The 22,416-nt window shown below is 75.6% G+C and carries 24 protein-coding genes; 14 read left to right on the plus strand and 10 right to left on the minus strand.

Going from position 1 to position 22,416, the window contains the following annotated elements; translation table 11 throughout:
• Positions 1-258: 258 nt before the first annotated feature.
• Both K353_RS13580 and K353_RS34330 read left to right on the plus strand, forming a co-directional pair.
• Positions 259-3,318, plus strand: a complete 3,060-nt coding sequence (locus tag K353_RS13580; protein WP_111553842.1) for a DEAD/DEAH box helicase — start codon at positions 259-261, stop codon at positions 3,316-3,318.
• 5 nt (positions 3,319-3,323) lie between these two features.
• A complete protein-coding gene (locus K353_RS34330) occupies positions 3,324-3,488 on the plus strand; it encodes a hypothetical protein (RefSeq protein WP_158585404.1) in 165 nt (54 codons plus the stop codon).
• A gap of 24 nt (positions 3,489-3,512) precedes the next feature.
• On the opposite strand, the gene K353_RS13585 is transcribed toward K353_RS34330, so the two are convergent.
• Entirely contained in the window at positions 3,513-4,343 is an 831-nt protein-coding gene (locus tag K353_RS13585) for an alpha/beta fold hydrolase (protein ID WP_111553843.1), read from the minus strand.
• A gap of 55 nt (positions 4,344-4,398) precedes the next feature.
• Positions 4,399-4,554 carry a hypothetical protein gene (locus tag K353_RS13590; protein WP_199528084.1) on the minus strand — a complete coding sequence of 52 codons (156 nt, stop codon included), beginning with the start codon at positions 4,552-4,554 and terminating at the stop codon, positions 4,399-4,401.
• 68 nt (positions 4,555-4,622) lie between these two features.
• On the opposite strand from K353_RS13590, the gene K353_RS13595 reads away from it, so the two are divergent.
• The 3 genes from K353_RS13595 to K353_RS13605 all read left to right on the plus strand — a co-directional run bounded on the left by K353_RS13595 (position 4,623) and on the right by K353_RS13605 (position 6,062).
• The gene (locus K353_RS13595; RefSeq protein ID WP_111553844.1) at positions 4,623-4,997 is read left to right on the plus strand and encodes a helix-turn-helix domain-containing protein; all 375 of its coding nucleotides are present in this window, start codon (positions 4,623-4,625) and stop codon (positions 4,995-4,997) included.
• 87 nt (positions 4,998-5,084) lie between these two features.
• Entirely contained in the window at positions 5,085-5,636 is a 552-nt protein-coding gene (locus K353_RS13600; protein WP_111553845.1) for a hypothetical protein, read from the plus strand.
• Between the two features lie 75 nt (positions 5,637-5,711).
• Positions 5,712-6,062: a DUF2516 family protein gene (locus K353_RS13605; protein ID WP_233533557.1), complete on the plus strand. Its 351-nt coding sequence runs from the start codon at positions 5,712-5,714 to the stop codon at positions 6,060-6,062.
• Positions 6,063-6,270: 208 nt separating this feature from the next.
• On the opposite strand, the gene K353_RS35560 is transcribed toward K353_RS13605, so the two are convergent.
• Positions 6,271-7,878 (minus strand): PP2C family protein-serine/threonine phosphatase, encoded by a 1,608-nt coding sequence (locus K353_RS35560; protein ID WP_233533558.1) that lies wholly within the window; start codon positions 7,876-7,878, stop codon positions 6,271-6,273.
• Between the two features lie 227 nt (positions 7,879-8,105).
• On the opposite strand from K353_RS35560, the gene K353_RS13620 reads away from it, so the two are divergent.
• Positions 8,106-8,633 carry an O-acetyl-ADP-ribose deacetylase gene (locus tag K353_RS13620; protein WP_111553846.1) on the plus strand — a complete coding sequence of 176 codons (528 nt, stop codon included), beginning with the start codon at positions 8,106-8,108 and terminating at the stop codon, positions 8,631-8,633.
• Between the two features lie 360 nt (positions 8,634-8,993).
• Positions 8,994-10,232, plus strand: coding sequence for a Cys-Gln thioester bond-forming surface protein (locus K353_RS13625; RefSeq protein WP_111553847.1), 1,239 nt, complete (start codon positions 8,994-8,996; stop codon positions 10,230-10,232).
• A gap of 144 nt (positions 10,233-10,376) precedes the next feature.
• Here K353_RS13625 and K353_RS13630 read toward each other — a convergent pair whose 3' ends face one another.
• A complete protein-coding gene (locus K353_RS13630) occupies positions 10,377-11,201 on the minus strand; it encodes a class I SAM-dependent methyltransferase (RefSeq protein ID WP_111553848.1) in 825 nt (274 codons plus the stop codon).
• Positions 11,202-11,407: 206 nt separating this feature from the next.
• On the opposite strand from K353_RS13630, the gene mshA reads away from it, so the two are divergent.
• From mshA to K353_RS13645, 3 genes are all read left to right on the plus strand, one after another.
• Positions 11,408-12,760 (plus strand): D-inositol-3-phosphate glycosyltransferase, encoded by a 1,353-nt coding sequence (mshA, locus tag K353_RS13635; protein WP_111553849.1) that lies wholly within the window; start codon positions 11,408-11,410, stop codon positions 12,758-12,760.
• Positions 12,761-12,882: 122 nt separating this feature from the next.
• Positions 12,883-13,398: a YbjN domain-containing protein gene (locus tag K353_RS13640; RefSeq protein ID WP_111553850.1), complete on the plus strand. Its 516-nt coding sequence runs from the start codon at positions 12,883-12,885 to the stop codon at positions 13,396-13,398.
• A gap of 31 nt (positions 13,399-13,429) precedes the next feature.
• Positions 13,430-13,915 (plus strand): SLATT domain-containing protein, encoded by a 486-nt coding sequence (locus tag K353_RS13645; RefSeq protein WP_111553851.1) that lies wholly within the window; start codon positions 13,430-13,432, stop codon positions 13,913-13,915.
• 18 nt (positions 13,916-13,933) lie between these two features.
• On the opposite strand, the gene K353_RS13650 is transcribed toward K353_RS13645, so the two are convergent.
• The 3 genes from K353_RS13650 to K353_RS13660 form a co-directional block, all read right to left on the minus strand.
• Positions 13,934-14,230, minus strand: a complete 297-nt coding sequence (locus tag K353_RS13650; protein ID WP_111553852.1) for a hypothetical protein — start codon at positions 14,228-14,230, stop codon at positions 13,934-13,936.
• An 85-nt stretch (positions 14,231-14,315) separates the two neighbouring features.
• Positions 14,316-14,735 (minus strand): hypothetical protein, encoded by a 420-nt coding sequence (locus tag K353_RS13655; protein ID WP_111553853.1) that lies wholly within the window; start codon positions 14,733-14,735, stop codon positions 14,316-14,318.
• Positions 14,736-14,818: 83 nt separating this feature from the next.
• On the minus strand, positions 14,819-16,081 hold the full coding sequence (locus K353_RS13660; protein WP_111553854.1) for an MFS transporter: 1,263 nt from the start codon (positions 16,079-16,081) through the stop codon (positions 14,819-14,821).
• A 178-nt stretch (positions 16,082-16,259) separates the two neighbouring features.
• Between K353_RS13660 and K353_RS13665 the strand changes: the two genes are divergently transcribed.
• Both K353_RS13665 and K353_RS13670 read left to right on the plus strand, forming a co-directional pair.
• On the plus strand, positions 16,260-17,018 hold the full coding sequence (locus tag K353_RS13665; protein WP_111553855.1) for a phosphoglyceromutase: 759 nt from the start codon (positions 16,260-16,262) through the stop codon (positions 17,016-17,018).
• A gap of 307 nt (positions 17,019-17,325) precedes the next feature.
• The gene (locus tag K353_RS13670; RefSeq protein WP_111553856.1) at positions 17,326-17,916 is read left to right on the plus strand and encodes a lytic polysaccharide monooxygenase; all 591 of its coding nucleotides are present in this window, start codon (positions 17,326-17,328) and stop codon (positions 17,914-17,916) included.
• Positions 17,917-18,019: 103 nt separating this feature from the next.
• Here K353_RS13670 and K353_RS13675 read toward each other — a convergent pair whose 3' ends face one another.
• Both K353_RS13675 and phoU read right to left on the minus strand, forming a co-directional pair.
• Entirely contained in the window at positions 18,020-18,199 is a 180-nt protein-coding gene (locus K353_RS13675) for a hypothetical protein (protein WP_111553857.1), read from the minus strand.
• 150 nt (positions 18,200-18,349) lie between these two features.
• A complete protein-coding gene (phoU, locus tag K353_RS13680; protein ID WP_111553858.1) occupies positions 18,350-19,024 on the minus strand; it encodes a phosphate signaling complex protein PhoU in 675 nt (224 codons plus the stop codon).
• Positions 19,025-19,310: 286 nt separating this feature from the next.
• Between phoU and K353_RS13685 the strand changes: the two genes are divergently transcribed.
• Positions 19,311-20,570, plus strand: a complete 1,260-nt coding sequence (locus K353_RS13685) for a cell wall metabolism sensor histidine kinase WalK (RefSeq protein ID WP_111553859.1) — start codon at positions 19,311-19,313, stop codon at positions 20,568-20,570.
• Positions 20,567-21,259, plus strand: coding sequence for a response regulator transcription factor (locus K353_RS13690; RefSeq protein WP_033250991.1), 693 nt, complete (start codon positions 20,567-20,569; stop codon positions 21,257-21,259). Before K353_RS13685 ends, K353_RS13690 begins: the two co-directional genes overlap by 4 nt.
• A gap of 93 nt (positions 21,260-21,352) precedes the next feature.
• Here the strand turns inward: K353_RS13690 and K353_RS34335 are convergent, their stop codons facing one another.
• Complete coding sequence (locus K353_RS34335; RefSeq protein WP_158585405.1) at positions 21,353-22,042, minus strand: DUF461 domain-containing protein; 690 nt, start codon at positions 22,040-22,042, stop codon at positions 21,353-21,355.
• Between the last annotated feature and the right edge of the window lie 374 nt (positions 22,043-22,416).

The raw sequence follows: 22,416 nt of genomic DNA on the forward strand, positions 1-22,416 counted from the left end.
GGGGTGCGGGGAACCGCGCGCGGCGGAAGCCGCACGTCCGCAGGATCGCGGCGAGGGCGGTCGGCCGCCGCTCCGCCGCGACCTCGCGGTGCGTGCCCGGTCGCTCGCGCGGTTCCCCGCGCCCCCGGCTGCCGCGTTCCGATCGCGCGGCGGTCCTCCCCGCGCCCCCGGCTACCGCGCCCCCACCCGTGCGTTCCGGGGCGTGTCGGCGGGGCGACCTAAGCTGGAGGGTCCGCGCCCGATCCTCCGGAGGTCCCGATGTACGTCCTGCACGCCCAGTGGCGGGCCGACGGGCGGCTCGGGGTGTGGGCGGAGGACGCCGGGGCGTTCCGGGGGCGGGCGGTGGAGGGCGCGCGGCACCCGTTCGCGTGCGCGGCGGGGGAGGTCGCGGAGCTGCTCGCGGCGGTCGGGCCCGGCCCGGCCTGGCTGGCGGAGCGCGGGGACGAGCGCTGGCTGACCCTGCGGCTGCCGACGCTCGGCTCGCGGCCGACGCCCTCGCCCGACCTCCCGGTGGGTTCCACGGCCGGGGGGCTGGAACTGCGGCCGTGGCGGGTCCCGGCGCTGCTGTTCGACCGGCCGGAGGCGGCGCAGCTGCTCGGCGAGCTGTTCGACCCGTACTGGCCCGGCAGCACCGTCGAGCTGCCCGGCGGCCGGGCGGCGGAGCTCGCGTACGGGGCGTCGCTGCGCTGGCTGACGGGCGTGCACGACCTGGCCTGGCGGCTGGCCGGGCGGGGGCGGGTGCTGCCCGCGCTGGTGGCGGAGCCCGGCGGGTGGGCGGCCCGCTGGCGGCCCGCGTTCGATGCGGCGGCCCGCCGGGAGGCCCGCGCGCTGGCGGCCGGGTGCCCGCCGGTCGCCCGCGCCGAGGACGGCCACGAGCCCACCGGCGGCGCCCTGTTCGACACCGTGCTGGACGCGCTCACCGACCACGAGACCCGGGTCGCGCTCGGGCCCGACGCACCGGCGCCCCCCGGCGGGCCCGCCTGGGTCGCCGCCCTGCGCGGCCCGGACGCCCGGCTGCCCGCCCCGCCCGACCCGGCGCAGGTCGCCCGCCTCGCCGCCGCCGCGGCCGGCACCGGGCCGGAGGGCCGCCTCCGGCTGGCCTTCCGGCTCGCCGAACCGCTCGGCACCGCCGCCGACGACCCGGACGCCACCGTGGTGGACGAGACCTGGCGGCTGGACGTGCTGCTCGGCCCGGTCGACCGGCCCTCGCTGCTGCTGCCCGCCGCCGAACTCTGGTCCGACGGGCCGGGCGCGGCGGCGCTGGCCCGGGCGGTGGACGACCCGACCGAGGCGTACCGCGCCGAACTCGACCGCGCCGCACGGGCGTTCCCCGCGCTGCGGGCCGCCCTGCACCGCACCCGCCCCACCGGCCTCGACCTCGACCGGGCCGGGGCGCTGGCCTTCCTGCGCGACACCGCCCCCGCGCTCGCCGCCGCCGGGCACGGCGTGCTGCTGCCCGCCTGGTGGCACCGCCGCCCCCGGCTCGGCCTGGCCGCCACCGCGCGGGCCGCCCCCGTCCCCGGCTCCGTCCGGCGCGCCGCCCAGGCCGACCGGGACGCCGTCCTGGACTTCCACTGGCAGCTCGCCGTCGGACAACAGCCGCTCACCCGGCAGGAGTTGGACGAGATCGCGGCCGCCCAGGCGGGCCTGGTCCGGTTCCGCGGCCGGTGGATCGAGGTGGACGCCGCCCAGCTCGCCGCCGCCCTGCGCTTCCTCGCCGCCCGCCGCGACGACCCCCGGCTCGACGCCGCCGCCCTGCTCCGCCTCGCCCACGAGGACGGCGCCGTGGTCGACGGCCTCCCGGTCACCGCCGTGCACGCCGAGGGCCCGCTCGGCGACCTGCTGGCCGGCCGCCTCGGCCGCCTCCCCGGCGCGCACCGCACCCCGGCCCCGCCCGGCTTCACCGGCACCCTCCGCCCCTACCAGGAACGCGGGCTGGCCTGGCTGGACGCCCTCGGGCGGCTCGGCCTCGGCGCCGTGCTCGCCGACGACATGGGCCTCGGCAAGACCGTCCAGACCCTCGCCCTGCTCGCCCTCGAACACGCCCGCGGCGCCCGCGGCCCCGTCCTGCTGGTCTGCCCCACCTCGCTGGTCGGCAACTGGCGGCGCGAGGCCGCCCGGTTCGCCCCCCGGCTGCGGGTCCAGCTCCACCACGGCCCCGACCGGACCCGGCCCGACCCCGCCGCCGACCTGGTGGTCACCAGCTACGGCGTCCTCCAGCGCGACGCCGCCGCGCTGCGCGCCGTGCACTGGCGCCGGGTCGTCGCCGACGAGGCCCAGCACGTCAAGAACCGGGCCACCCGGCAGTCCCGCGCGCTGCGCGCGCTGCGCTCCGGCCCCCGGATCGCGCTCACCGGCACCCCGGTCGAGAACCGCCTCGCCGAGCTGCACACCGTCCTCGACTTCGCCAACCCCGGCCTGTTCGGCACCCCCGAGGCCTTCCGCGAGCACTACGCCGTCCCCATCGAGCAGTCCGGCAACCGGGACGCCGCGGCCCGGCTCCAGCGGCTCACCGCGCCGTTCCTGCTGCGCCGGCTCAAGAGCGACCCCGAGATCGGCGGTCAGCTCCCCGCCAAGCAGGAGTTCACCGTCCGCTGCACCCTCACCCCCGAGCAGGCGGGCCTCTACCAGGCCGTCGTCGCCGACCTGCTCGACCGCCTCGGCGGCATCCGCGGCGTCGAACGCAAGGGCGCGGTGCTGGCCGCCCTCGGCCGACTCAAGCAGGTCTGCAACCACCCCGCCCAACTGCTGCGCGACACGTCGCCGTTGGGCGGCCGCTCCGGCAAGGTCGAGCGGCTGGTCGAACTGCTCCGGGAGGCCCTGGCGGCGGGCGACCGGGCGCTGGTCTTCACCCAGTACGCCGAGTTCGGCGCGCTGCTCCAGCCCCACCTGCGCCGCCGCCTCGGCACCCCCGTCCCCTACCTGCACGGCGGGCTCACCGCGCCGCGCCGCCAGGAACTCGTCGACCGCTTCCAGGACCCGGACGGGCCCGGGGTGTTCCTGCTCTCGCTGAAGGCCGGCGGCACCGGGCTCAACCTCACCGCCGCGAACCAGGTCGTCCACCTCGACCGCTGGTGGAACCCGGCCACCGAGGACCAGGCCACCGACCGCGCCCACCGGATCGGGCAGCGCCGCGACGTCCAGGTCCGCACGCTGGTGTGCACCGGCACCATCGAGGAGCGCATCGCCGAACTGATCGACAGCAAGCGGGAGTTGGCCGAGTCGGTGGTCGGTTCCGGGGAGAGCTGGCTGACCGAGCTCCCCGCCGACCGGCTCCGCGAACTGCTCACCCTCTCCGCCGACGCCACCGGGGACTGACCGCCATGGACCTCCCGCTCGACCAGTGCCTCGACACCTTCTGGCACGGCGACTTCACCCTCCACGACCCGCCCCCGGCCCCGCCCGACCCGGCTCTCGCCGCCCTCGCCGACCCCGCCCCCGACCTGGCGGCGCTCCTCGCCCCGCTCTACCGGCGGCTGACCGAGTGAGACCCGCTCCGCGCTGCCGCGCCTTCACGGCCGGTCGAGGAACTCCCTCACCAGGGAGGCGAATGCGGCCGGTTCCTCCACCCAGGGCCGGTGGCCGACCTCGGGCAGGACGGCGAGGCGGGCGCGGGGGTGGAGGGCGGCGGCCAGCCTCGCCGGGGCGGTGCCGATCAGCCCGTCCCGGCCGCCGGCCACCACCAGGACCGGCGCCGGCACCGGCCGGCCCCCGGCCAGGTCCGCGCCCGCGTAGAACGCGTCCCGCATCCAGGGCGCGGCCGGCGCCGCCTCCGGGGCGAACGCCGCGTCGCGGGCCGTCCCGTCCCAACGGCCCCAGAAGAACGGCGTGATCCGCCGGGCCAGCTCCGCCGGGTCGCCCGTGCCACCGGCCAGCAGGGCGTCCGCCTCGGCCGCGTCCGGGTACCAGGGCTCCGCCGAACGCGCGGCCCGGATGGCGGCGAGCTCCGCCGGATCCGGCTCCCGGGCCGCCCGGCCGACCGGGGTGACCAGCACCAGCGACCGGACGCGGTGTGGGAACTCGGCGGCGTAGCGCTGCGCGGTGAGCGCCCCCGCCGAGTGCCCGAGCAGGTCGACGCGCTCCGCCCCGAGGTGCTCCCGGAGGGCCTCCACGTCCGCGGCCTGGGCGCCGAACGCGCAGCTCGCCCGGTCGGCGGGCACCGCCGACCGGCCGCAGCCCCGGGGGTCGAGCCGGACCAGCCCCCGGTGTGCGTCCAGCCCGCCGAGGGTGCCGAGGTAGCCGGAGCCCATGCCGGGGCCGCCGGGGATCGCCACCAGCGGCGCGCCGTCGCCGGACCGCTCGTAGTGCAGGGCGGTCCCGTCGTGTCCGTGGAAGATCGTCATGACCCCGGATGGTGGCACGCCCCGCCCGGACGCGACAGGCGATTCCACGGTGCGGTCAGCGCAGGCCGTGACCGACGAGCGCCGCACGCAGGCCGCCCGCGCCGCGGTGCTGGTGGACGTGCATGCCGAGGTCGCGGGCGGCGGCGAGGTGACCGGCGGTGTCGTCGACGAACAGGCGGCGCCGCGGCGGGACGCCGGCCGGTTCGGCCACCGAGCGGCGCGCTCGCCGGCGCTAGCGGGCTGCTTGCAATTGCAAGCGGGGCGGTGCACACTGCCCGTATGGCGTCACTGAACGTGGGCTCGCTGGGCGAGTACATCCGGGAGCAGCGGCGGAGCGCGCAGTACTCGTTGCGGCAGCTGGCCGAGGTGGCCGGGGTGTCCAACCCGTACCTGAGCCAGATCGAGCGCGGGCTGCGCAAGCCCAGCGCGGAGATCCTCCAGCAGATCGCCAAGGCGTTGCGGATCTCGGCGGAGACGCTGTACGTGCAGGCCGGGATCCTGGAGGAGCGGGACGGCGAGGGGCCGGGGCTGCGGGCCGCGATCCTGGACGATCCGCTGATCAACGAGCGGCAGAAGCAGGCCCTGCTGTCGGTGTACGAGGCATTCCTGAAGGAGAACCAGGCCGCCCGTCCGCCGGACCCCGCCCCCGCGTGACCAGAGCCGACCGAACGACCAGACCTGCGTGACCGACGCCCCGCGCGACCCGACCGCGCGGCGGCACCCCGACCGGGAGGAACCGACATGCCGATCAGCGACGAGTTCAAGAAGACCCTCACCGACCCGACCCCGCTGTACGCCCTCGCCGGCGCCGGCGACCTCGCGTACGAGAAGCTCCGCGAGGTGCCCGCCCAGCTGGAGGCGCTCGCCGCCGACCGCAAGGGCACCCAGGAGCGGGCCGCCGCCGCCCTCCAGGACGCGGGCGCCGCGCTGGCCGGTGCGCAGGCGAAGGTCACCGAGGCGGTCAACGCGCTGCCCACCGACGTGAAGGAACTCCAGGCCAAGGCGCAGGAGTTCGCGATGCAGCAGGTAGGCCGGGCGCTGGAGTTCGCGGTGAAGGCCAAGGAGGTCTACGACGAGCTGGCCGTCCGCGGCCGCACCGTGGTGGACACCGCCAACGCCCCGAAGGACGGCGAGCCGCAGGCGTCGGCCGAGGCCGACGCGCCGGTCGAGGAGGTCGTGGTGGAGGAGGTCGTGATCGCCGAGGTCGTGGTGGACGAGGAGCCCGCCGCGCCGAAGTCCGCCGCGAAGAAGGCCCCCCGCCCCCGCAAGAGCGCCGCCGCCGACCAGGAGTGACCGGCGCGCGGCCGGAACGCCGCGCCGTCGGAGGCCGTTGACTCGGCCGGTGGCCGTGCCAGGATGGAAGAAAGAGTGAGGAGCCCCTCGGTGCAGATCCTGTACGTCAACCTCTTGAACCCGTTGTGGTGGGTCGCCACGGCGATCATCTGTTTCAAGGTGTTCGCGCTCGGCGACGCGGTGTTCCGCCGGGAGGACGCGTACCGGGCGGCCGACAAGAAGACCAAGGGCTTCTGGGTGGTCCTGCTGAGCGTCGTCCTGCTCTGGGACCTGCTGTTCGGCGCCAACCCGATCACCGGCCTGCTGACGCTGGCCGGCCTGGTCGCCGCGATCGTCTACGTGGTGGACGTCCGCCCCGCGATCAAGCTGATCACCGACGGCCGCGGCGGCGGTCGCGGCAACCAGGGCCCGTACGGCCCCTGGTGACGCGGCGCCGGCGTCGGCGCCCGGACGAGGGCGCGGGCACGCGCGCGGACCACGACGGAGAAGAGGGCGGCCCCGGGCGGGGCCGCCCTCCGGCGTCTGCGGCGGCGTCTGCGGCTCCGGGCGGGCCGGGCGCGGGCGGGTCGTTCGGCTCCGCCGCTGGACGGACGGACGGGCGCGGACGGGCGGGTCGGGCGCGGGCGGGCCGCGCTCAGCCCATGATCACCGGCACCGGGTTGCGCTCCAGCAGCAGCACGGCGACGTCGTCGGTGAGCGCCCCGCCGTTCAGCTCCTCGACCTCGGCGATCGCGGAGTCGACCAGTCGGCCGCGCGTCAGCCCGGCGGCCTGGTGGTCGGCGATCAGCTCGATCAGGCCCTCCTGGCCCAGGCGCGGCGAACCGGCCCCGACCTTGCCCTCGACCAGGCCGTCGGTGTACATCAGCAGCCGCCAGCCGGGCGGCAGTTCGACCTGGAGGGCGGGCCAGACCGAGTGCGTCGCGTCGCAGGGCAGCAGGCCGAGCGCCGGGCCGGCCTGGTCGAGCGGGAGCAGGACGGGCGGGCCGTCGGGGTCGAGCAGCAGCGGCGCGGGGTGCCCGGCCAGGTACAGCTCGGCGGTCTCGGGGCCGCCGTCCGCGGTGGGGGCGTCCAGCACGACCATGCAGAGGGTCGCGAAGATCTCGTCGCTGCGGCGCTCGTGCTCCAGCACGTGCTGGAGGGTGGTCAGCAGGGGCTGGCCGGTCAGCCCGGCGAACACCAGCGTCCGCCACGCTATCCGCAGCGCGACGCCGAGCGCGGCCTCGTCGGGGCCGTGGCCGCAGACGTCGCCGATCACCACGTGCACCCGGCCGTCCTTGGTGCGGACGGCGTCATAGAAGTCGCCGCCGAGCAGGGCGCGGCGGCGGCCCGGGCGGTAGCGGCGGGTGAAGGACAGGTTCGCGCCGTCCAGCAGCGGGGTGGGCAGCAGGTGGCGCTGGAGCCGGGCGTTCTCCTGGCCGCGGATCTCGGCCTCGACCAGGCGGCGCTGCGACTCGTCGGCGCGCTTGCGCTCCACCGCGTAGCGCAGCGCGCGGGCCAGCAGCGGGCCGCCGGTGTCCTGCCGGAGCAGGAAGTCCTGGGCGCCCGCGGCGACCGCGGCGGCGCCCAGCTCGGCTCCGGCGGCGTCGGTGAGCACCACCACGGCGGTGTGCGGGGCGCGCAGCAGCAACTCCCGCAGCCCGTCCAGCCGGTCGTCGGCACCGGCCGCCGGGCCGACGCCCTCGGCGAAGCCGTCGGGGAGGCCGTCGGCGAACCCCGGGACGAAGTCCTCGGCGAAGCCGCCGGGGGCCGGGGCGCCGTCGGTACCGGTACCGGGGCCGGAAGCGGAACCGGGGCCGGGGTCGGCGGAGGTGCCGGTGGTGGCGGGCTCGCCGAGGTCGAGCAGGACGCACTGGAAGTCGGTGCCGCGCGGCCCGCGGCGACCGCTGCCGGGCAGCGGCGGCAGGGCGGCGAGGGCCTCCCGGATGCCGTCCACCCGGTGCAGTTCGGCGTGCTGCCCCAGCTCGGCGGCGAGCGAGTCGAACAGGGTGTGCTCGGGCCCGTCGGCCTCCACCACCAGGACGCGGAAGTCGGCGGCGGGCCGGGACGGCTCGGCGGCCCCCGGGGTGCTGCGCGGATGCGGTATCGGCGCCGGGCCGGCGTTCCGGGCCGGGGGCTGACCGGCGGTCGGGCCGGCGGTCTGGCCGGTGCGCTGCGCGCTGTGGGCGCGGCGGCCGCGGCTGCGTTCGGCGGTTCCGGCGCTGCTGGTCGCGTCGGGTGCCCGCCCGTCTCCCGTAGCGGGCATCGGTCGGTCCTTCCTTTCCCCGACTGACCAACGGCTGGTGTCCGTCCGCAGTGCCCGGGTGGCACCGGGCATCGGGGGGCTTCCCGCGACCATAACGTGATCTCCGAGGATTTCTTCGACTGAGCGGCGCGGATGTGGTTATTGCCACGCGTGTGGTGGCGGTTTTGCCTAGGGTTTCCGTGGCTTTCCGCCACGGCGGGACCGGAACTGACTGGAGGTGTGCGGCGGTGACACGGATCACGCTGGTGCAGGGTGACATCACGGAACAGCGGGTGGACGTGGTGGTGAACGCCGCCAACAGCTCGCTGCTGGGCGGCGGCGGGGTGGACGGGGCGATCCACCGCCGGGGCGGGCCGGAGATCCTCGCCGAGTGCCGCGAACTGCGGGCTTCGCACTACGGCAAGGGACTTCCGACCGGTCAGGCCGTGGCCACCAGGGCGGGGCGGCTGCCGGCCCGCTGGGTGGTGCACACCGTCGGCCCGGTGTACCGGGCGGAGGACTACCAGCGGCGCGCGGAGCTGCTGGCCTCGTGCTATCGGGAGTCCCTTCGGGTCGCGGTCGGGCTGGGGGCGCGGACGGTGGCCTTCCCGGCGGTCTCGGCCGGGATCTTCGGCTGGCCGCTGGACGATGCCGCTCGGATCGCGCTGACGGCCGTGGCCGGGGAAGACCCGGACCTGGACGAGGTGCGCTTCGTGCTGTTCGGCGCCGACGCGTACGAGTCGTTCGAACGAGTCCGGCGGGGGCTGACGGGCTGACGGGCGGTTCCTGCGGGCGGTCTGACGGTCTGACGGGCTGGCGGCCTGACGGGCTTGACGGTCTGGCGGCCTGGCGGTCGCTCAGGGGCGGTCGGAGCGACCGCCCGAACGGTTCCATGGTGGCGTGACGGGGCGTCAACACGCCAGAGAAAATCGATAACTCGTTCGAGTGAACTGTCGAACGGGTGGTCGGATCGCCCCGCGGCGGGGACCGGAGGGCGGTCGGCCGGTCCGGGGAGCCGCCGCCGTTCCTGCGCCGACCGGGTGACCGCCCGTCCGCGCCGGGTGGGGCGGCGTCCCCGGCCTCCCCCCGCTGCCTACCGTGAGACGGCCGCTGCCGACCTCCCGGGATGGTGATCCGTGTACGTACGCGCAACCCGCCTTGTCGCCCTCGTCTCCACCGCGCTGCTGGCCCTGTGCCTGCTCCCGGGGACGGCCTCCGCCCGGTGGGAGCCGCCGACCGGGCCGGCCGCCCTGGCCGCCCCGGCCGCGAACCCCCCGGCCGCGATGGTGGTCGCGGCCGCCACCGGACCGGGTCAGACCTACGGCGGCTTCGAGGCCCCGGCCTCCTTCGACCCGCTGTCCGGGTACCCGCAGCCCGGCTACAGCACGGCCGGGTACACCGCGACCGCCCCGGGCTTCGGCGGGATCATCTACGGCACCGCCACCACCGGCGCCCGCCTGGAGCTGTACTGCGTCGACCTCAACACCTCGACCGAGACGGGCATCCCCTACGACCCCGGCACCTGGTCGCTGGCCGACGTGCCCAACCTCGGCCTCGTGCTGCGCGTCCTCACCCAGTACTACCCGGTGACGGGCGAGCCCGCCGCCGCCGGCAGCGACGCCCAGCGGGCCGCCGCCGTCCAGGCCGCCGTCTGGTTCTTCACCGACCGGTTCGTCCTCGCCACCGGCGACCCCAGGTTCGCGCTGACCTCGGCGATCGTCACCCGGGTGATCGGCCAGGGCCCGCTGTCCGAACCGGCCGCCCCCCTCGCGATCGACGGCCCCGGCACGGCCGTGAACGGCGGGATCACCGGCCCGTACACCGTCCGGGGCGGTACGGGCGACGCCGTGCTCTCCGCCACCGGCGGGGACCTGTTCGCCGACGCCGACGGCACCCGGCCGCTCGCCGACGGCGCCACGCTCCCGGCCGGGGACCCGTTCTGGTTCCGCCCGTCCGCGCCCGGCTCCGCCCGGATCCGGGCCACCGCCGCCGCCCAGAGCCCGGTGGGCCAGGCGTTCGTCTACGCCCCCGCCGATCCGGCCGACCCCGATCCGGCCACCGCCCAGGGGCTCGTCCTCGCCCGGGCCGCCTCCGTCACCCACCAGGCCGAACTGTCCGTCACCGTCAACGCCCCGTCCCCCAGCCCGTCCCCGTCCCCGAGCCCCAGCCCCAGCCCTTCTCCGAGCCCGAGCCCCTCGCCCTCGTCCAGCACCCCGGCGCCCAGCCCCACCCACTCCCAGAGCCCCGGACCGCACCCCGCCCTTCCCGACACCGGTGCGAGCACCCCGGTCCTGCCGATCGCCTCGGCCGCGCTGGCCCTGTGCGCGCTCGGCGCGACCGTCCTGGTGCTCTCCCGCAAGCGCCGGCGCCACTGAGCCCCCGGCCAGGGCGCCGCTGACGCCGCCGCCGGACCCGTGCCCCACCGGGTGACGGGCCGCCGCCCGACCGCCGGGCGGCGGCCCGTTCCGCGTGCCCGGCGGGGCGCACGGCCCGTGCGGACCGGCCCGGACCGGCCGGGCTCAGCGTGGGGCCAGCGCGGCCCAGTCCACCGTCAGCTCGCCCTGCCGCCGCCGGGCAGGGGCGTCCCGCAGCGGCCAGTCCGCGGCCAGCGCCGCGCAGGTCGCCGCCCAGCGCTGCCGGGCCCCGAACGCCCCCAGCGGCGCGGCCGCCGCCCAGGCCCGGTCGAAGTCGCGCAGGAAGGAGTGCACCGGGCGCCCCGGCACGTTGTGGTGGATCAGCGCCTTCGGCAGCCGCTCGGCCAGGTCGGACGGCCGCTCCAGGCCGGCCAGCCGGGCCGCGAAGGTCACCGTGCGCGGCCCCTCCGGGCCGAGCGCCACCCAGACGTGCCGCCGCCCGATCTCGTCGCAGGTGCCCTCCACCAGCAGCCCGTCCGGGGCCAGCCGCCCGCACAGCCGGGCCCACACCTCGGCCACCTGGTCCTCGTCGTACTGCCGCAGCACGTTCGCCGCCCGGATCAGCTGGGCCCGCGCCCCGCCGTCCAGCGGCACCTCGAAGCCGCCCCGGCGGAACTCCAGCAGCGGCGGCTCGGCCATCGGCAGCGCCGCCGCGACCCGGGCCGGGTCGATCTCGATCCCGACCACCCGGACGTCCGCCCGCACCGCCCGCAGCCGCGCGGACAGCTCCACCGCCGTCCACGGCGCCGCGCCGTACCCCAGGTCCACCGCGACCGGCGGGGCCGCCGACGCCCGCAGCGCCCGGCCCGCGGTGTACGCGATCCACCGGTCCATCCGCCGCAGCCGGTTGGTGTTCGTGGTGCCCCGGGTGATCGTCCCCACCGGCCGGCTCGACCGGCCCCGGGACAGCGGCGTGTCGCGTACGGCCATGGGCACCAAGCGTACGCAGCCGGTCCGCCCGTGCCGACGCCCGCACCCGTGCCGGCACCCGTACCCACTCCGCGTCCGCTGGCGGGAATACGACGACGCGTTCCCCGGTTGCCCTGGCTGACGTCCCTCCGCCCGCTGCCGCCGGCCGCGGGCGGCGGCACGAGAAGAGCAGACCAGACGGCCGGCGCACAGGGAGGCTTCCGCAGGTGACCCAGCACCTCGTCCGCACGTCCCGCCGGGAGCCGCGCCGCACCGCACCCGCGGCACCCGCCGCGACCGCGCCCCCCGCCCCGGCCCGCGCCCGCCGGCCGCGCCGGATCGCGATGCTGAGCGTCCACACCTCGCCGCTGCACCAGCCCGGCACGGGGGACGCCGGCGGGATGAACGTGTACATCGTGGAGCTGGCCAAGCGCCTCGCCGAGCTGGACATCGAGGTCGAGGTGTTCACCCGCGCCGTCAGCTCGGACGACCCGCCCGCCGTCGAACTCGCCCCCGGCGTGCTGGTCCGGCATGTCACGGCCGGGCCGTACGAGGGCCTGTTCAAGGAGGACCTGCCGGCCCAGCTGTGCGCCTTCACGCACGGCGTGCTGCGCACCGAGGCCGGCCACCGCCCCGGCTACTACGACCTGGTGCACTCGCACTACTGGCTCTCCGGCCAGGTCGGCTGGCTGGCCGCCGAGCGCTGGGGCGTCCCGCTGGTGCACACCATGCACACCATGGCCAAGGTGAAGAACGCGGCGCTCGCCGAGGGCGACACCCCGGAGCCCGCCGCCCGGGTGATCGGCGAGACCCAGGTGGTCGGCGCCGCCGACCGGCTGATCGCCAACACCGCGGAGGAGGCCGCCGCGCTGGCCCACCACTACGCCGCCCGCCCCGACCAGCTGGCCGTCGTCCACCCCGGCGTGAACCTGGACGTCTTCCGCCCCGACGGCCCCGACTCCCGGGCCGCCGCCCGGGCCCGGCTCGGCCTGCCGCAGGGCGCGGCGGTGCTGCTGTTCGCGGGCCGGATACAGCCCCTCAAGGCGCCCGACGTCCTGCTCAAGGCCGTCGCCCGGCTGCTGGACCGGCACCCCCGGCTGCGCGAGCGCCTGGTCGTCCCGGTGGTCGGCGGCCCCTCCGGCACCGGCCTGGCCCGCCCCGAGAGCCTGCACAAGCTGGCCGCCCAGCTCGGCATCGGCGACGTGGTCCGCTTCCACCCGCCGGTCGACCAGCTCCGCCTGGCCGACTGGTACCGGGCCGCCACCGCCCTGGTGATGCCCTCCCACAGCGAGTCCTTCGGCCTGGTCGCCCTGGAGGCCCAGGCCTGCGGCACCCCCGTGGTCGCCGCCGCCGTCGGCGGCCTCCCGGTCGCCGTCCGCGACGGCCGCACCGGCACCCTCGTCCCCGGCCACGACCCGGAAGCCTGGGCCCGCGCCCTGCACCCCTACGTCGCCGACCCCTCCCTCACCCCCGTCCGGGGCGCCGCCGCCGCCCGCCACGCCGCCGCCTTCGGCTGGCTCACCGCGGCCGGCGCCACCGCGGAGGTCTACACGGGGGCGATGTCCGCGGCCCGGGTCTGACGCGACGGCCCGGGTCTGACGCGAGGGCGGGCGTCCGACGTGACGGCCCGGGTCCGGCGTGACGGCGCGCACACGGGGTCCCGCGGGCGCGCGTCGGCCGACCGGGGGGCTAGCGTGGGGCCATGGCTGCCAAGGACGACGCACTCACCCTCCTGCGCGCCGCGCTCGACCAGGCCGGGGTGGCCTGGGAGCCGGCCGCCGCCGATCCGTACACCGTGGTCGCCGCGCTGCCGGGGACGCGCAAGCTCTCCACGGCGTGCGCGCTGCGGATCGGGGACCACACGCTGTCGGTGAACGCGTTCGTGATCCGGCGGCCGGACGAGAACCACGAGGCGTTCCACCGCTGGCTGCTGGAGCGCAACACCAGGATGTTCGGCGTCGCGTACGCGGTCGACCCGCTCGGCGACGTCTACCTGGTCGGCCGGCTGCCGCTGGAGGCGCTGACCCCGGACGCGGTGGACCGGCTGCTGGGCAGCGTGCTGGAGCACGCCGACGAGCCGTTCAACACCCTGCTGGAGCTGGGCTTTGCGACCGCGATCCGGCGCGAGTGGGAGTGGCGCACCAAGCGCGGCGAATCCACCCGCAACCTCGCGGAGTTCGCGCACCTGGCGAGCGGGAACCCGCCCGCCGGGGACTGAGCCGGGTATCCTCCCGGCCGGGGAGGAAACCATGGACACCGAATTCGCCGGACCTGCCGAATCCGCCGCCGCACAACGGAAGTTGGCCTGGCTGGAGGCCGAGCTCGACGCCGAGCTGAAGGAGCGCCGACGCCGCCGCGACTGGGACCGGCGGCGCGCCCTGACCCTGCAACTGGCCACCGTCAGCCTGTCCGCCCTGGTCACCGTGCTGCTCGGCCTGAAGGTCGGCGAGCCCGCCGCCAGCCGGCTCTCCGACATCGCGCTGGTCACCGGCGCGCTGGTCACCGTGCTGGCCGCCTGGGCGGCGTTCTTCGGCTACCGCACGCTCTGGATCCAGCGCGCCGACACCGTCCACCGGCTGAACTCGCTGCGCCGCCGCCTCGGCCTGCTGAAGGCCGAGTACGGGGACGCGGTGCCGGAGCCGGTCCGGCTGCTGCCGCTGATCGACGAGTACCAGGCGATCCTGGAGGACGACCACGACTCCTGGGTCCGGCTGCGGCAGAGCGAGGCCGGCTGAGGGTCCGCCGGGGCCCGTTCAGCCGCCGGCCGGCCCGGCCGGGCCGGGGGCGGCCCGTGCGTGGACTTCGCTCCAGACGGTTTCGCGGGCGGTGCCGTTGTTGCGGACGGGCGGGGAGTACCGGTGGCCCCAGCGGTCACCGAGGGCGAGTGCGCTGAGAACGGCCTGCTGGCCGTCGGGTCCGTCGGGGCGGACGATGGCGAGTTCGATCCGGTAGCCGTCCGGGATCGCGGTCAGCCGGGCCTCCCCGCCGCCGCCGACCCGGGAGAGCTGTTCGGCGATCCCCCAGGCCCGCTGCCGCAGCACGTCGTTCACGAGACGGCGCCCGGGGCCGGGCGGAACAGCTCGCCGGGGAGCACCGGCGTCCTCCAACGGCCTTCCGGTGTACGACATTTCTTCCTCAATTCGGTGTCGGTGCGGGGTGGGCAGGATCGGCCTGCGCCAGGTCCGCGCGAGTGGGGTGACGCACCGCGCACCGGCCGACCGACCAGGGCTCGCCCCCGTCGGCGGGTACGAGCACCAGGTCGCCGCGCTCGTCCGCGTGGGAGAACTCGCCGAGCCGTCCGGTCGCCGCGTCAACCAGCAGCTCGCCGCGCTCCGGCGACCAGAGCATCGAGACAACCCCGGTCAACTCCCCGCCTCGCACGGCGCGCACGTAGGGGGCGCCCGTCCAGATCAGGGTCGCCAACTCACTGGCCACGTCCGGGGTAACCCCGCCCAGTTGCACCAGGTACCTCCCGGTGGCCGCCCGCTCCACCGCCAGCGAGGCCTTCGTGACCGCCGCCGCGACCGGCGAGTTCGGCGAGGTCTGACCGCGCACCCCCCAACGTCGAAAGAGGCCCCTCCCGCCCGGGAGGGGCCTCTGCGCAATCCGGCTGTGCCGCCGCCCGCGGGCGGCGGGCGTCAGGCCGCCGTCTCCACCGGGGCGGGCCGGGCCGTCCCGTCGACCACCGGGGGGCGGGGGCGGCGGCCGATCGCCACGAAGGCGACGGCGGCCAGGGTGCCGGCCGCCGCGCAGGTGCCCCACAGGGTCCAGCTGCCCGCGTACTGGAGCAGTAGGCCGCCGCCGAGCGGGCCGGCGAACGAGGCCAGTGACCAGGAGAGCGAGTAGACGCCCTGGTAGCGGCCGCGGGCCCGGGCGGGGGAGTGTTCGGCGACCAGCGCCATCATGGTGGGGGCGGTGACGATCTCGCCGACCGTCCAGATCGCCACCGTCAGCGCGTACAGCGCGGCGGAGGACCCGGCCAGCGCGGTCAGGCCGAAGCCCCAGCCGGTCAGCAGGGCGCCGACCACCAGCAGGACGGTGCGGTCGCGGGCCTCCATCAGCCGCGTCAGCGGCAGTTGGAGCAGCACGATCAGCACCCCGTTCAGGCTGATCACCAGGCCGAACCGGGCCGCCGAGAGGCCGTGCGCGCCCATGTCCACCGGAAGCGTGGTGGAGCCCTGCTGGACGACCAGGGCCAGCAGCAGGTTCACCGCGACCACGGCCCTGAACGGCCCGTCCCGGAAGACCGTGCCCAGCCCGACCTGCGGCTCCCGCGCGGCGGCACCGGACGGGGCGGCGGCCTCCGGCCGGGTCTCCGGGACCTTCACGAAGACCACCACCGCGCACAGCAGGGTGGTCGCCGCGTCCAGCAGGAACAGCGTCAGGTAGCCGTGCACGGCGATCAGCCCGGCCACCGCGGCGGACGCGCCGAAGCCGATGTTGATCGCCCAGTAGTTCAGCGCGTACGCCCGCACCCGGTCCGCGGCCGGCACCAGGTCGGCGATCATCGCGCTCACCGCCGGGCGGGACGCGTTGCTCGCCAGGCCGACCAGGAAGGCCACCGCGGCGATCGCCACCGGCCCGTCGGTGAACCCGAGCACCGCCGTGAACAGCGCCGTCGCCAGTTGCGCGGCCAGCAGCGTCGGCCGCCGCCCCAGCCGGTCGGTCAGCACGCCCGCGCCGATCGCGGCCACCGCCGAGCCGAGCCCGAACAGCGAGGCGACCAGGCCCGCGTACGCCGCCGAGTAGCCGCGCTCGTGCGTCAGGTACATCGCCAGGAAGGTGACCACGAAGCCGCCGAGGCGGTTCACCAGGGTGGACGTCCACAGCCACCAGAACCGGCGGGGGAGCCCGCCGCCCGCTCTGCGTGCTTCGGAGGCCAGACGGGCGAGGAGGGGCATGGGGGAGCTCCCGGGCGGTACGGCCCCGGCGGCCGCGGGCAGGGTGGTGCGGCCGCCCGCGGGCGGGGTGGAACGGTGGGGGCGGCCCGATCGGTAAGAGTCGAAACCGCTGGGCGAACGTTACCCCCGATCCGGACGGACGAGCGATCGGATTTCGCCCTCCACTAGGCTTGGCCCCATGGCTGACACGACCTATCGCTTGATCCTGCTCCGCCACGGCGAGAGCCAGTGGAACCAGAAGAACCTGTTCACCGGTTGGGTCGACGTCGACCTCAACGAGAAGGGCGAGAAGGAGGCCGCCCGGGGCGGCGAGCTCCTGCTGGCCGAGGACCTGCTGCCGGACGTGCTGCACACCTCGCTGCTGCGCCGCGCGATCCGCACCTCGCAGATCGCCCTCGACAAGGCCGACCGCCACTGGATCCCGGTCCGCCGCAGCTGGCGGCTGAACGAGCGCCACTACGGCGCCCTCCAGGGCAAGGATAAGGCCCAGACCCTCGCCGAGTTCGGCGAGGAGCAGTTCCAGCTCTGGCGCCGCTCCTACGACACCCCGCCGCCGGCCCTCGCCGACGACGCCGAGTACTCCCAGGCCGGCGACGCCCGCTACGCCGAGATCCCGTCCGAGCTGCGCCCGAACACCGAGTGCCTCAAGGACGTCGTCGAGCGGATGCTCCCCTACTGGTACGACGCCATCGTGCCGGACCTGGCCGCGGGCAACACCGTCCTGGTCACCGCGCACGGCAACAGCCTGCGCGCCCTGGTCAAGCACCTCGACGGCATCTCCGACGAGGCCATCGCGGGCCTCAACATCCCCACCGGCATCCCGCTCCTCTACGAACTGGACGCCGACTTCAAGCCGGTCGCCGCCGGTGGCCGCTACCTCGACCCCGAGGCCGCCGCGGCCGCGATCGAGGCCGTGAAGAACCAGGGCAAGAAGTAGCACCCCTTCCCGCCCTCACCCACCTGTCAGCCCCCTGCCCGGCGCAACGACGCCCCGGCCCAGGGGGCTGTTCCGTGTCCGCCGCGAGGGGGACGCTCCCGTATGGAAAGAGCTGTCGAATCGTCAACAAGCTTGCGGTAAAGCCTGGTTAAGGTTTTCGAATGGTTCAGACCATTGACGGGGGGAAGGCGCGCTCCTAGCGTGGAACCACTGTCGGCGTGGGCATGACAATCTTGGTCGCCCCCCACGCGACCCCCTTCCGCGTGCCCACGGCCGTGCACTCCATCCACCCCCACGGAGGAGCACCATGCGCAAGCGCAACATCCTGGCGGTCGGCTTCGCCGCCGCCGCGGCGGTCCTGGCCACCGCCCTCCCGGCCAGCTCGCACGGGTACATCACGACGCCGCCCAGCCGGGCGGGGCTGTGCGGTGCCGGCGTGGTGAAGAAGTGCGGCGACATCCAGTGGGAGCCGCAGAGCGTCGAGGGACCCAAGGGCTTCCCGGCCGCCGGGCCCGCCGACGGCAAGCTGTGCGCGGGCGCGGACGCGCGCTGGGCGCAACTGGACGACCCCCGGGGCGGCGGCTGGCCGACCACCAGGGTCACCGCCGGGCAGCAGCTGACGCTGACCTGGAGCATCGAGGCGCGGCACGCCACCACCTCGTTCCGGTACTTCCTCACCAAGCCGGGCTACGACGCCACCACCAAGCTGACCAGGTCGAACCTGAACCTGACCCCGTTCCTGACCGTGCCGATGGGCGGCAAGCAGCCCCCGGCCACGCTCAGCCACACCGCGACCCTGCCCGCCGGGCTGACCGGCCACCAGGTGATCCTGGCGGTCTGGGACATCGCGGACACCGGCAACGCCTTCTACCAGTGCATGGACGTCAACTTCTCCTGACACCCGGAAGGCCCCCGGCACCCGGCGGGAGCCGGGGAGCACGGCAGGACGGCCGGGCCGCCCCTCGCGGGAGGGGCGGCCCGGCCGTCCGTCGTGCGCGGGCTCAGTGGCCGCCGCAGCAGCCGCCGGTCACGCCGCCGCACTGGCAGGGCGAGCCGGACTGGCAGCCGCAGCCGCAGCCCGGGCCGCAGCCGCAGCCGGCGGCCAGCACCGGCAGCAGCCGCGCGGCGGCCGGGGCCACCGGGTGCGGCGGGGGAGTGGTCGGGGTGCCGGTGGTCTTCATCGGGCTGCCTCCTCGTCCGGGCGGTGCCGGGCGAGCCGAAGCAGCCGCCCGTCCCTCCGAGTGAAACCCCACCGTTGACGACACGTCAACGGGCGCGCGGAGGCTGGTGGTTCCGCAGCCGTGCGCCCCCTCGCCGGACCCGGCGGACGGTTACTCGGCGGACTCCGCGGTGGCTACGAAGTCGGCCACGTGCTCGCCGGTGACCAGGTACACCACCCGCTTGGCGACCGAGACGGCGTGGTCCGCGAAGCGCTCGTAGTAGCGGCCGACCAGGGTGACGTCCACCGCGGTCTCGATGCCGTGGTGCCAGCGGTCGTCCAGCAGGTGCGAGAACAGCTCGCGGTGCAGGGCGTCGATCGCGTCGTCGTCCGCCTCCAGCTCCAGCGCCTTGTCGACGTCCTTGGTGGCGATCACCAGGCCGGCCTTGGCGACCAGCCGCTGGGCGAGCTGCCCCATCTCCAGCACGATCGGGTGCAGGTCGAGCGGGACGGCGGTCTCCGGGTAGCGCAGCCGCGCGACCTTGGCGACGTGCCGGGCCAGGTCGCCGCAGCGCTCCAGGTCGGCGCTCATCCGCAGCGAGGTGACCACGATCCGCAGGTCGGTGGCGACCGGCTGCTGGCGGGCCAGCAGGTCGATCGCGCGGTTCTCCAGGCCGTGGTGCAGCTCGTTGATCCTCTCGTCGGCGGCGATCACGCCCTCCGCCAGGGCGAGGTCCGCGTCCAGCAGGGCCGTGGTGGCCCGTCCCATCGCCGAGCCGACCAGGCGGGCCATCTCGACCAGGCTGTCGCTGATCGAGTCGAGTTCCTCGTGGTACGCGTCGCGCATGCGCTCTTCTCCTCCAGTACCGGTGTCGGTGGCGGTGCCGACCGGACGCCCCGGACCGACCCGCCGGAGGGGCGGGCGGCGCGGGCGGCCGCTGCTGGTGGCGCGAATGGTAGCCGCGTCACCGCCCACACGGGCTTGCCCGGCCCAGACTGAGCCGTTCGGGCGACCTGCCACGGCCGCTGCGGTGAATCGGCGGCAGCGTGAAGGTGAATTCTCGGCAACGTCAGGCCGATGCCTTGATCGCACCCTTACGGAGCCCGCCCGGGCACCATTTACGCTGACAGGCATGGACGTGAACGTGGCCGCCGCCGCTGCCTGCGCCATAGCCGGGCTCGGCGTCGGCCTCACCGCCTCCATCGCCTTCCGTTGGAGCGAGCGCGACCAGGGCAGGGGCAAGGGCGGCAGGACCAGCAGGAACACAGCGCCGGAACCCGACCAGGAGCCGGCCCTCCCCCCGGGAGTGGACACCGTGCTCTCGGTGCTCCGCTCCTGCGCGATCGTGCTCGGCGAGGGCGACGAGGTGGTCAAGGCCTCCTCCGCCGCCTACTCGATGGGCCTGGTCCGCGGCGGCCGGGTGGCCGTCGACCGGATGCTGTCGGTGGCCCGCTCCACCCGGCGGGACGGCGAGATCCGGCAGATCGAGCTGGAGCTGACCCGCCCCGGCGCGGCGGCCCGCACCGCCGAGCCGCTCGCGGTGTCGGTCCGGGTCGCCCCGCTGGGCTCCCGGCTGGTGCTGGTGCTGGTCGAGGACCGCACCGAGCGCCGCCGGATCGAGGCGATCCGCCGCGACTTCGTGGCGAACGTCTCGCACGAGCTGAAGACCCCGGTCGGCGCGCTCTCGCTGCTGTCCGAGGCCGTCGCGGACGCTTCCGACGACCCGGAGGCGGTGCAGCGCTTCGCCGGCCGGATGCAGGTGGAGGCCACCCGGCTGGCCAGCCTGGTGCAGGAGATCATCGACCTGTCCCGGGTCCAGGACGACCAGCTCAAGGTCGACCCGGAGCCGGTCGCGGTGGACGAGCTGATCGCCGAGGCGATCGACCGCTGCCGGCAGACCGCCGCCGCCAAGCAGATCGTCATCGCGGCGGGCGGCACCACCGGCCTCTACCTGGTCGGCAACCGCGGCCAACTGGCCGCCGCCCTCGGCAACCTGGTGGAGAACGCGGTCAACTACAGCCCGCCGCGCACCAGGGTCGCCCTCGCCACCCGCCGGATCTCCAGCGCCGCGGCACTGGGCGAGGCGGACGGCGAACTGATCGAGATCTCGGTGACCGACCAGGGCATCGGCATCTCGGAGAAGGACCGCGAGCGGATCTTCGAACGCTTCTACCGGGTGGACCCCGCCCGCTCCCGCCTCACCGGTGGCACCGGCCTCGGCCTGTCCATCGTCAAGCACGTCGCCGCCTCGCACCGCGGCACCGTGTCGGTCTGGAGCGTCGAGGGCCAGGGCTCCACCTTCACTCTGCGGCTCCCCGCCGGGCAGGCCCCGGTCGAGGACCCCGAAAACCACGCAGCAACCACACTTCCTGCCCCGGAGGCCCGATCGTGACCCGAGTACTGGTGGTCGAGGACGAGGAGTCGTTCAGCGACGCCCTGTCGTACATGCTCCGCAAGGAGGGCTTCGAGGTGGCGGTCGCCGCCACCGGCCCCGACGCGCTGGAGCAGTTCGAGCGCAACGGAGCCGACCTCGTCCTGCTCGACCTGATGCTGCCCGGCCTGCCCGGCACCGAGGTCTGCCGCCAGCTGCGGGTCCGCTCCAACGTCCCGGTGATCATGGTCACCGCGAAGGACAGCGAGATCGACAAGGTGGTCGGCCTGGAGATAGGAGCCGACGACTACGTCACCAAGCCGTACTCCACCCGCGAGCTGGTCGCCCGCATCCGCGCGGTGCTCCGCCGCCGCGGCGAGGACGGCGGCGGCGACGGCGCGGCCGCCCCGGGCGCGCTGGAGGCCGGGCCGGTCCGGATGGACGTCGACCGGCACGTCGTGACGGTGGACGGCGCCAAGGTCGACCTGCCGCTCAAGGAGTTCGACCTGCTGGAGATGCTGCTGCGCAACGCGGGCCGGGTGCTGACCCGGATGCAGCTGATCGACCGGGTCTGGGGCGCGGACTACGTCGGCGACACCAAGACCCTGGACGTCCACGTCAAGCGCCTGCGGGCGAAGATCGAGCCGGACCCGGGCGCCCCGCGCTACCTGGTCACGGTCCGTGGCCTGGGCTACAAGTTCGAGCCGTAGACCGCGACGCGCCGGTGGCGCACCGGCACAGCACGGAGGAGGGGCCCCGCCGCGGCGGGGCCCCTCCTGCTGTTCCGTGCGTGCGCCGCCGGGTCAGCCGGCCGTGGCCGAGCCGGACGGGGCGGCCGGGGCGCTCGCCGAGCCGGTGGCCCCGGCGGAGGGCGAGGTCGAGGCGCCCGCGGAGGGCGAGGTGGAGGCGCCCGCGGAGACGGAGGCACCCGCGGAGGCGGAGGCGCTCGCGGCGGGGGAGGCCGGGGCGGAGGGGGACGCCTTCGCCGGGCCGTAGCCCTCGTACAGGCCGTCGGCCGGCTGCACGTTGGCGTTGGTGGAGACCTCGCCGGCGTTCTTGAAGGTGAAGGTCGTCTTGACGTAGCCGCCGACCGACACGTCCGCGTTCGGCACCGCGGCGAGCGGGCCGCCCTCGGCCCCGAGCAGCACCGACTCGCCGGGCGCGAGCGTGATGCCGTCGACCGGGGCGCCGCTCTTGTCGGTCAGCTTGGCGGCGGTGTCGCCGACCTTCAGGGAGGTCAGCACCTCCGGGCCGTCACCGGTGTTGGCGACGTTGACCGTGACGTTCGCCGGGCCGGTGTACTCGCCGGCCGTCCCCCCGGGGGTGACCACGACGATGTTGTTGAGCCTGACGTCGCTCCCGATGGCCGTCGCCGCGTTGTCCGGCTTGATCTGCAGCGTGCTCGCGTCGTTGCCCGCGGCGCAGGCCGCCAGCGGGACGATCGCGGCGAGGACGATGGCGGCGACAGCGCCGCGTCGAAGGCTCCGGCTCACGGCGGCGACTTCTCCTTGATGGGGGGACGATCCAGCGGAAAACGGATCACGGTCGGTGGTCGAGGGTCAGACTACCGACCACACATATCCGCCTCTCACGGGGTGGCCCCGTGTCGCGGTCCGATCACGATCCGGGGCGCCCGGCGCGCCGGGGGCAAAAACTCAAGATCCAACCATGGTTTCGGAGTCGTGACCAGAGGTTTCACCGCGCGGTCAGACCGCCTCCGACCTGCGGGAAGCCCTGATCGAACACCGGTCGCAGCATGCGACCGGGGTGGTTGTCAAGCCCTGGGACCGGCCCTGACCTGCGAAAACGCCCTTCGAGTCAGCAGAAAAGCGTGTTATTCTGGAAAGCCACGGAAGGGGTCCTGTCA

The sequence above is a fragment of the Kitasatospora sp. SolWspMP-SS2h genome (assembly GCF_003259315.1).
GTDB classification, from domain to species: Bacteria; Actinomycetota; Actinomycetes; order Streptomycetales; family Streptomycetaceae; genus Kitasatospora; species Kitasatospora fiedleri.

Bases quoted from the DNA above. Each gene is read 5' to 3' on its own strand.
- K353_RS13600 (WP_111553845.1), top strand. From the start codon at position 5,085: ATGCCGATCAGCGACGAGTTCAAGAAGACCCTCACCGACCCGACCCCG.
- K353_RS13675 (WP_111553857.1), bottom strand. From the start codon at position 18,199: ATGAAGACCACCGGCACCCCGACCACTCCCCCGCCGCACCCGGTGGCC.
- K353_RS34330 (WP_158585404.1), top strand. From the start codon at position 3,324: ATGGACCTCCCGCTCGACCAGTGCCTCGACACCTTCTGGCACGGCGAC.
- phoU (WP_111553858.1), bottom strand. From the start codon at position 19,024: ATGCGCGACGCGTACCACGAGGAACTCGACTCGATCAGCGACAGCCTG.
- K353_RS13645 (WP_111553851.1), top strand. From the start codon at position 13,430: ATGGACACCGAATTCGCCGGACCTGCCGAATCCGCCGCCGCACAACGG.
- K353_RS13665 (WP_111553855.1), top strand. From the start codon at position 16,260: ATGGCTGACACGACCTATCGCTTGATCCTGCTCCGCCACGGCGAGAGC.
- K353_RS13580 (WP_111553842.1), top strand. From the start codon at position 259: ATGTACGTCCTGCACGCCCAGTGGCGGGCCGACGGGCGGCTCGGGGTG.
- K353_RS35560 (WP_233533558.1), bottom strand. From the start codon at position 7,878: ATGCCCGCTACGGGAGACGGGCGGGCACCCGACGCGACCAGCAGCGCC.
- K353_RS13630 (WP_111553848.1), bottom strand. From the start codon at position 11,201: ATGGCCGTACGCGACACGCCGCTGTCCCGGGGCCGGTCGAGCCGGCCG.
- K353_RS13660 (WP_111553854.1), bottom strand. From the start codon at position 16,081: ATGCCCCTCCTCGCCCGTCTGGCCTCCGAAGCACGCAGAGCGGGCGGC.
- K353_RS13685 (WP_111553859.1), top strand. From the start codon at position 19,311: ATGGACGTGAACGTGGCCGCCGCCGCTGCCTGCGCCATAGCCGGGCTC.
- K353_RS13585 (WP_111553843.1), bottom strand. From the start codon at position 4,343: ATGACGATCTTCCACGGACACGACGGGACCGCCCTGCACTACGAGCGG.
- K353_RS13640 (WP_111553850.1), top strand. From the start codon at position 12,883: ATGGCTGCCAAGGACGACGCACTCACCCTCCTGCGCGCCGCGCTCGAC.
- K353_RS13595 (WP_111553844.1), top strand. From the start codon at position 4,623: ATGGCGTCACTGAACGTGGGCTCGCTGGGCGAGTACATCCGGGAGCAG.
- K353_RS13670 (WP_111553856.1), top strand. From the start codon at position 17,326: ATGCGCAAGCGCAACATCCTGGCGGTCGGCTTCGCCGCCGCCGCGGCG.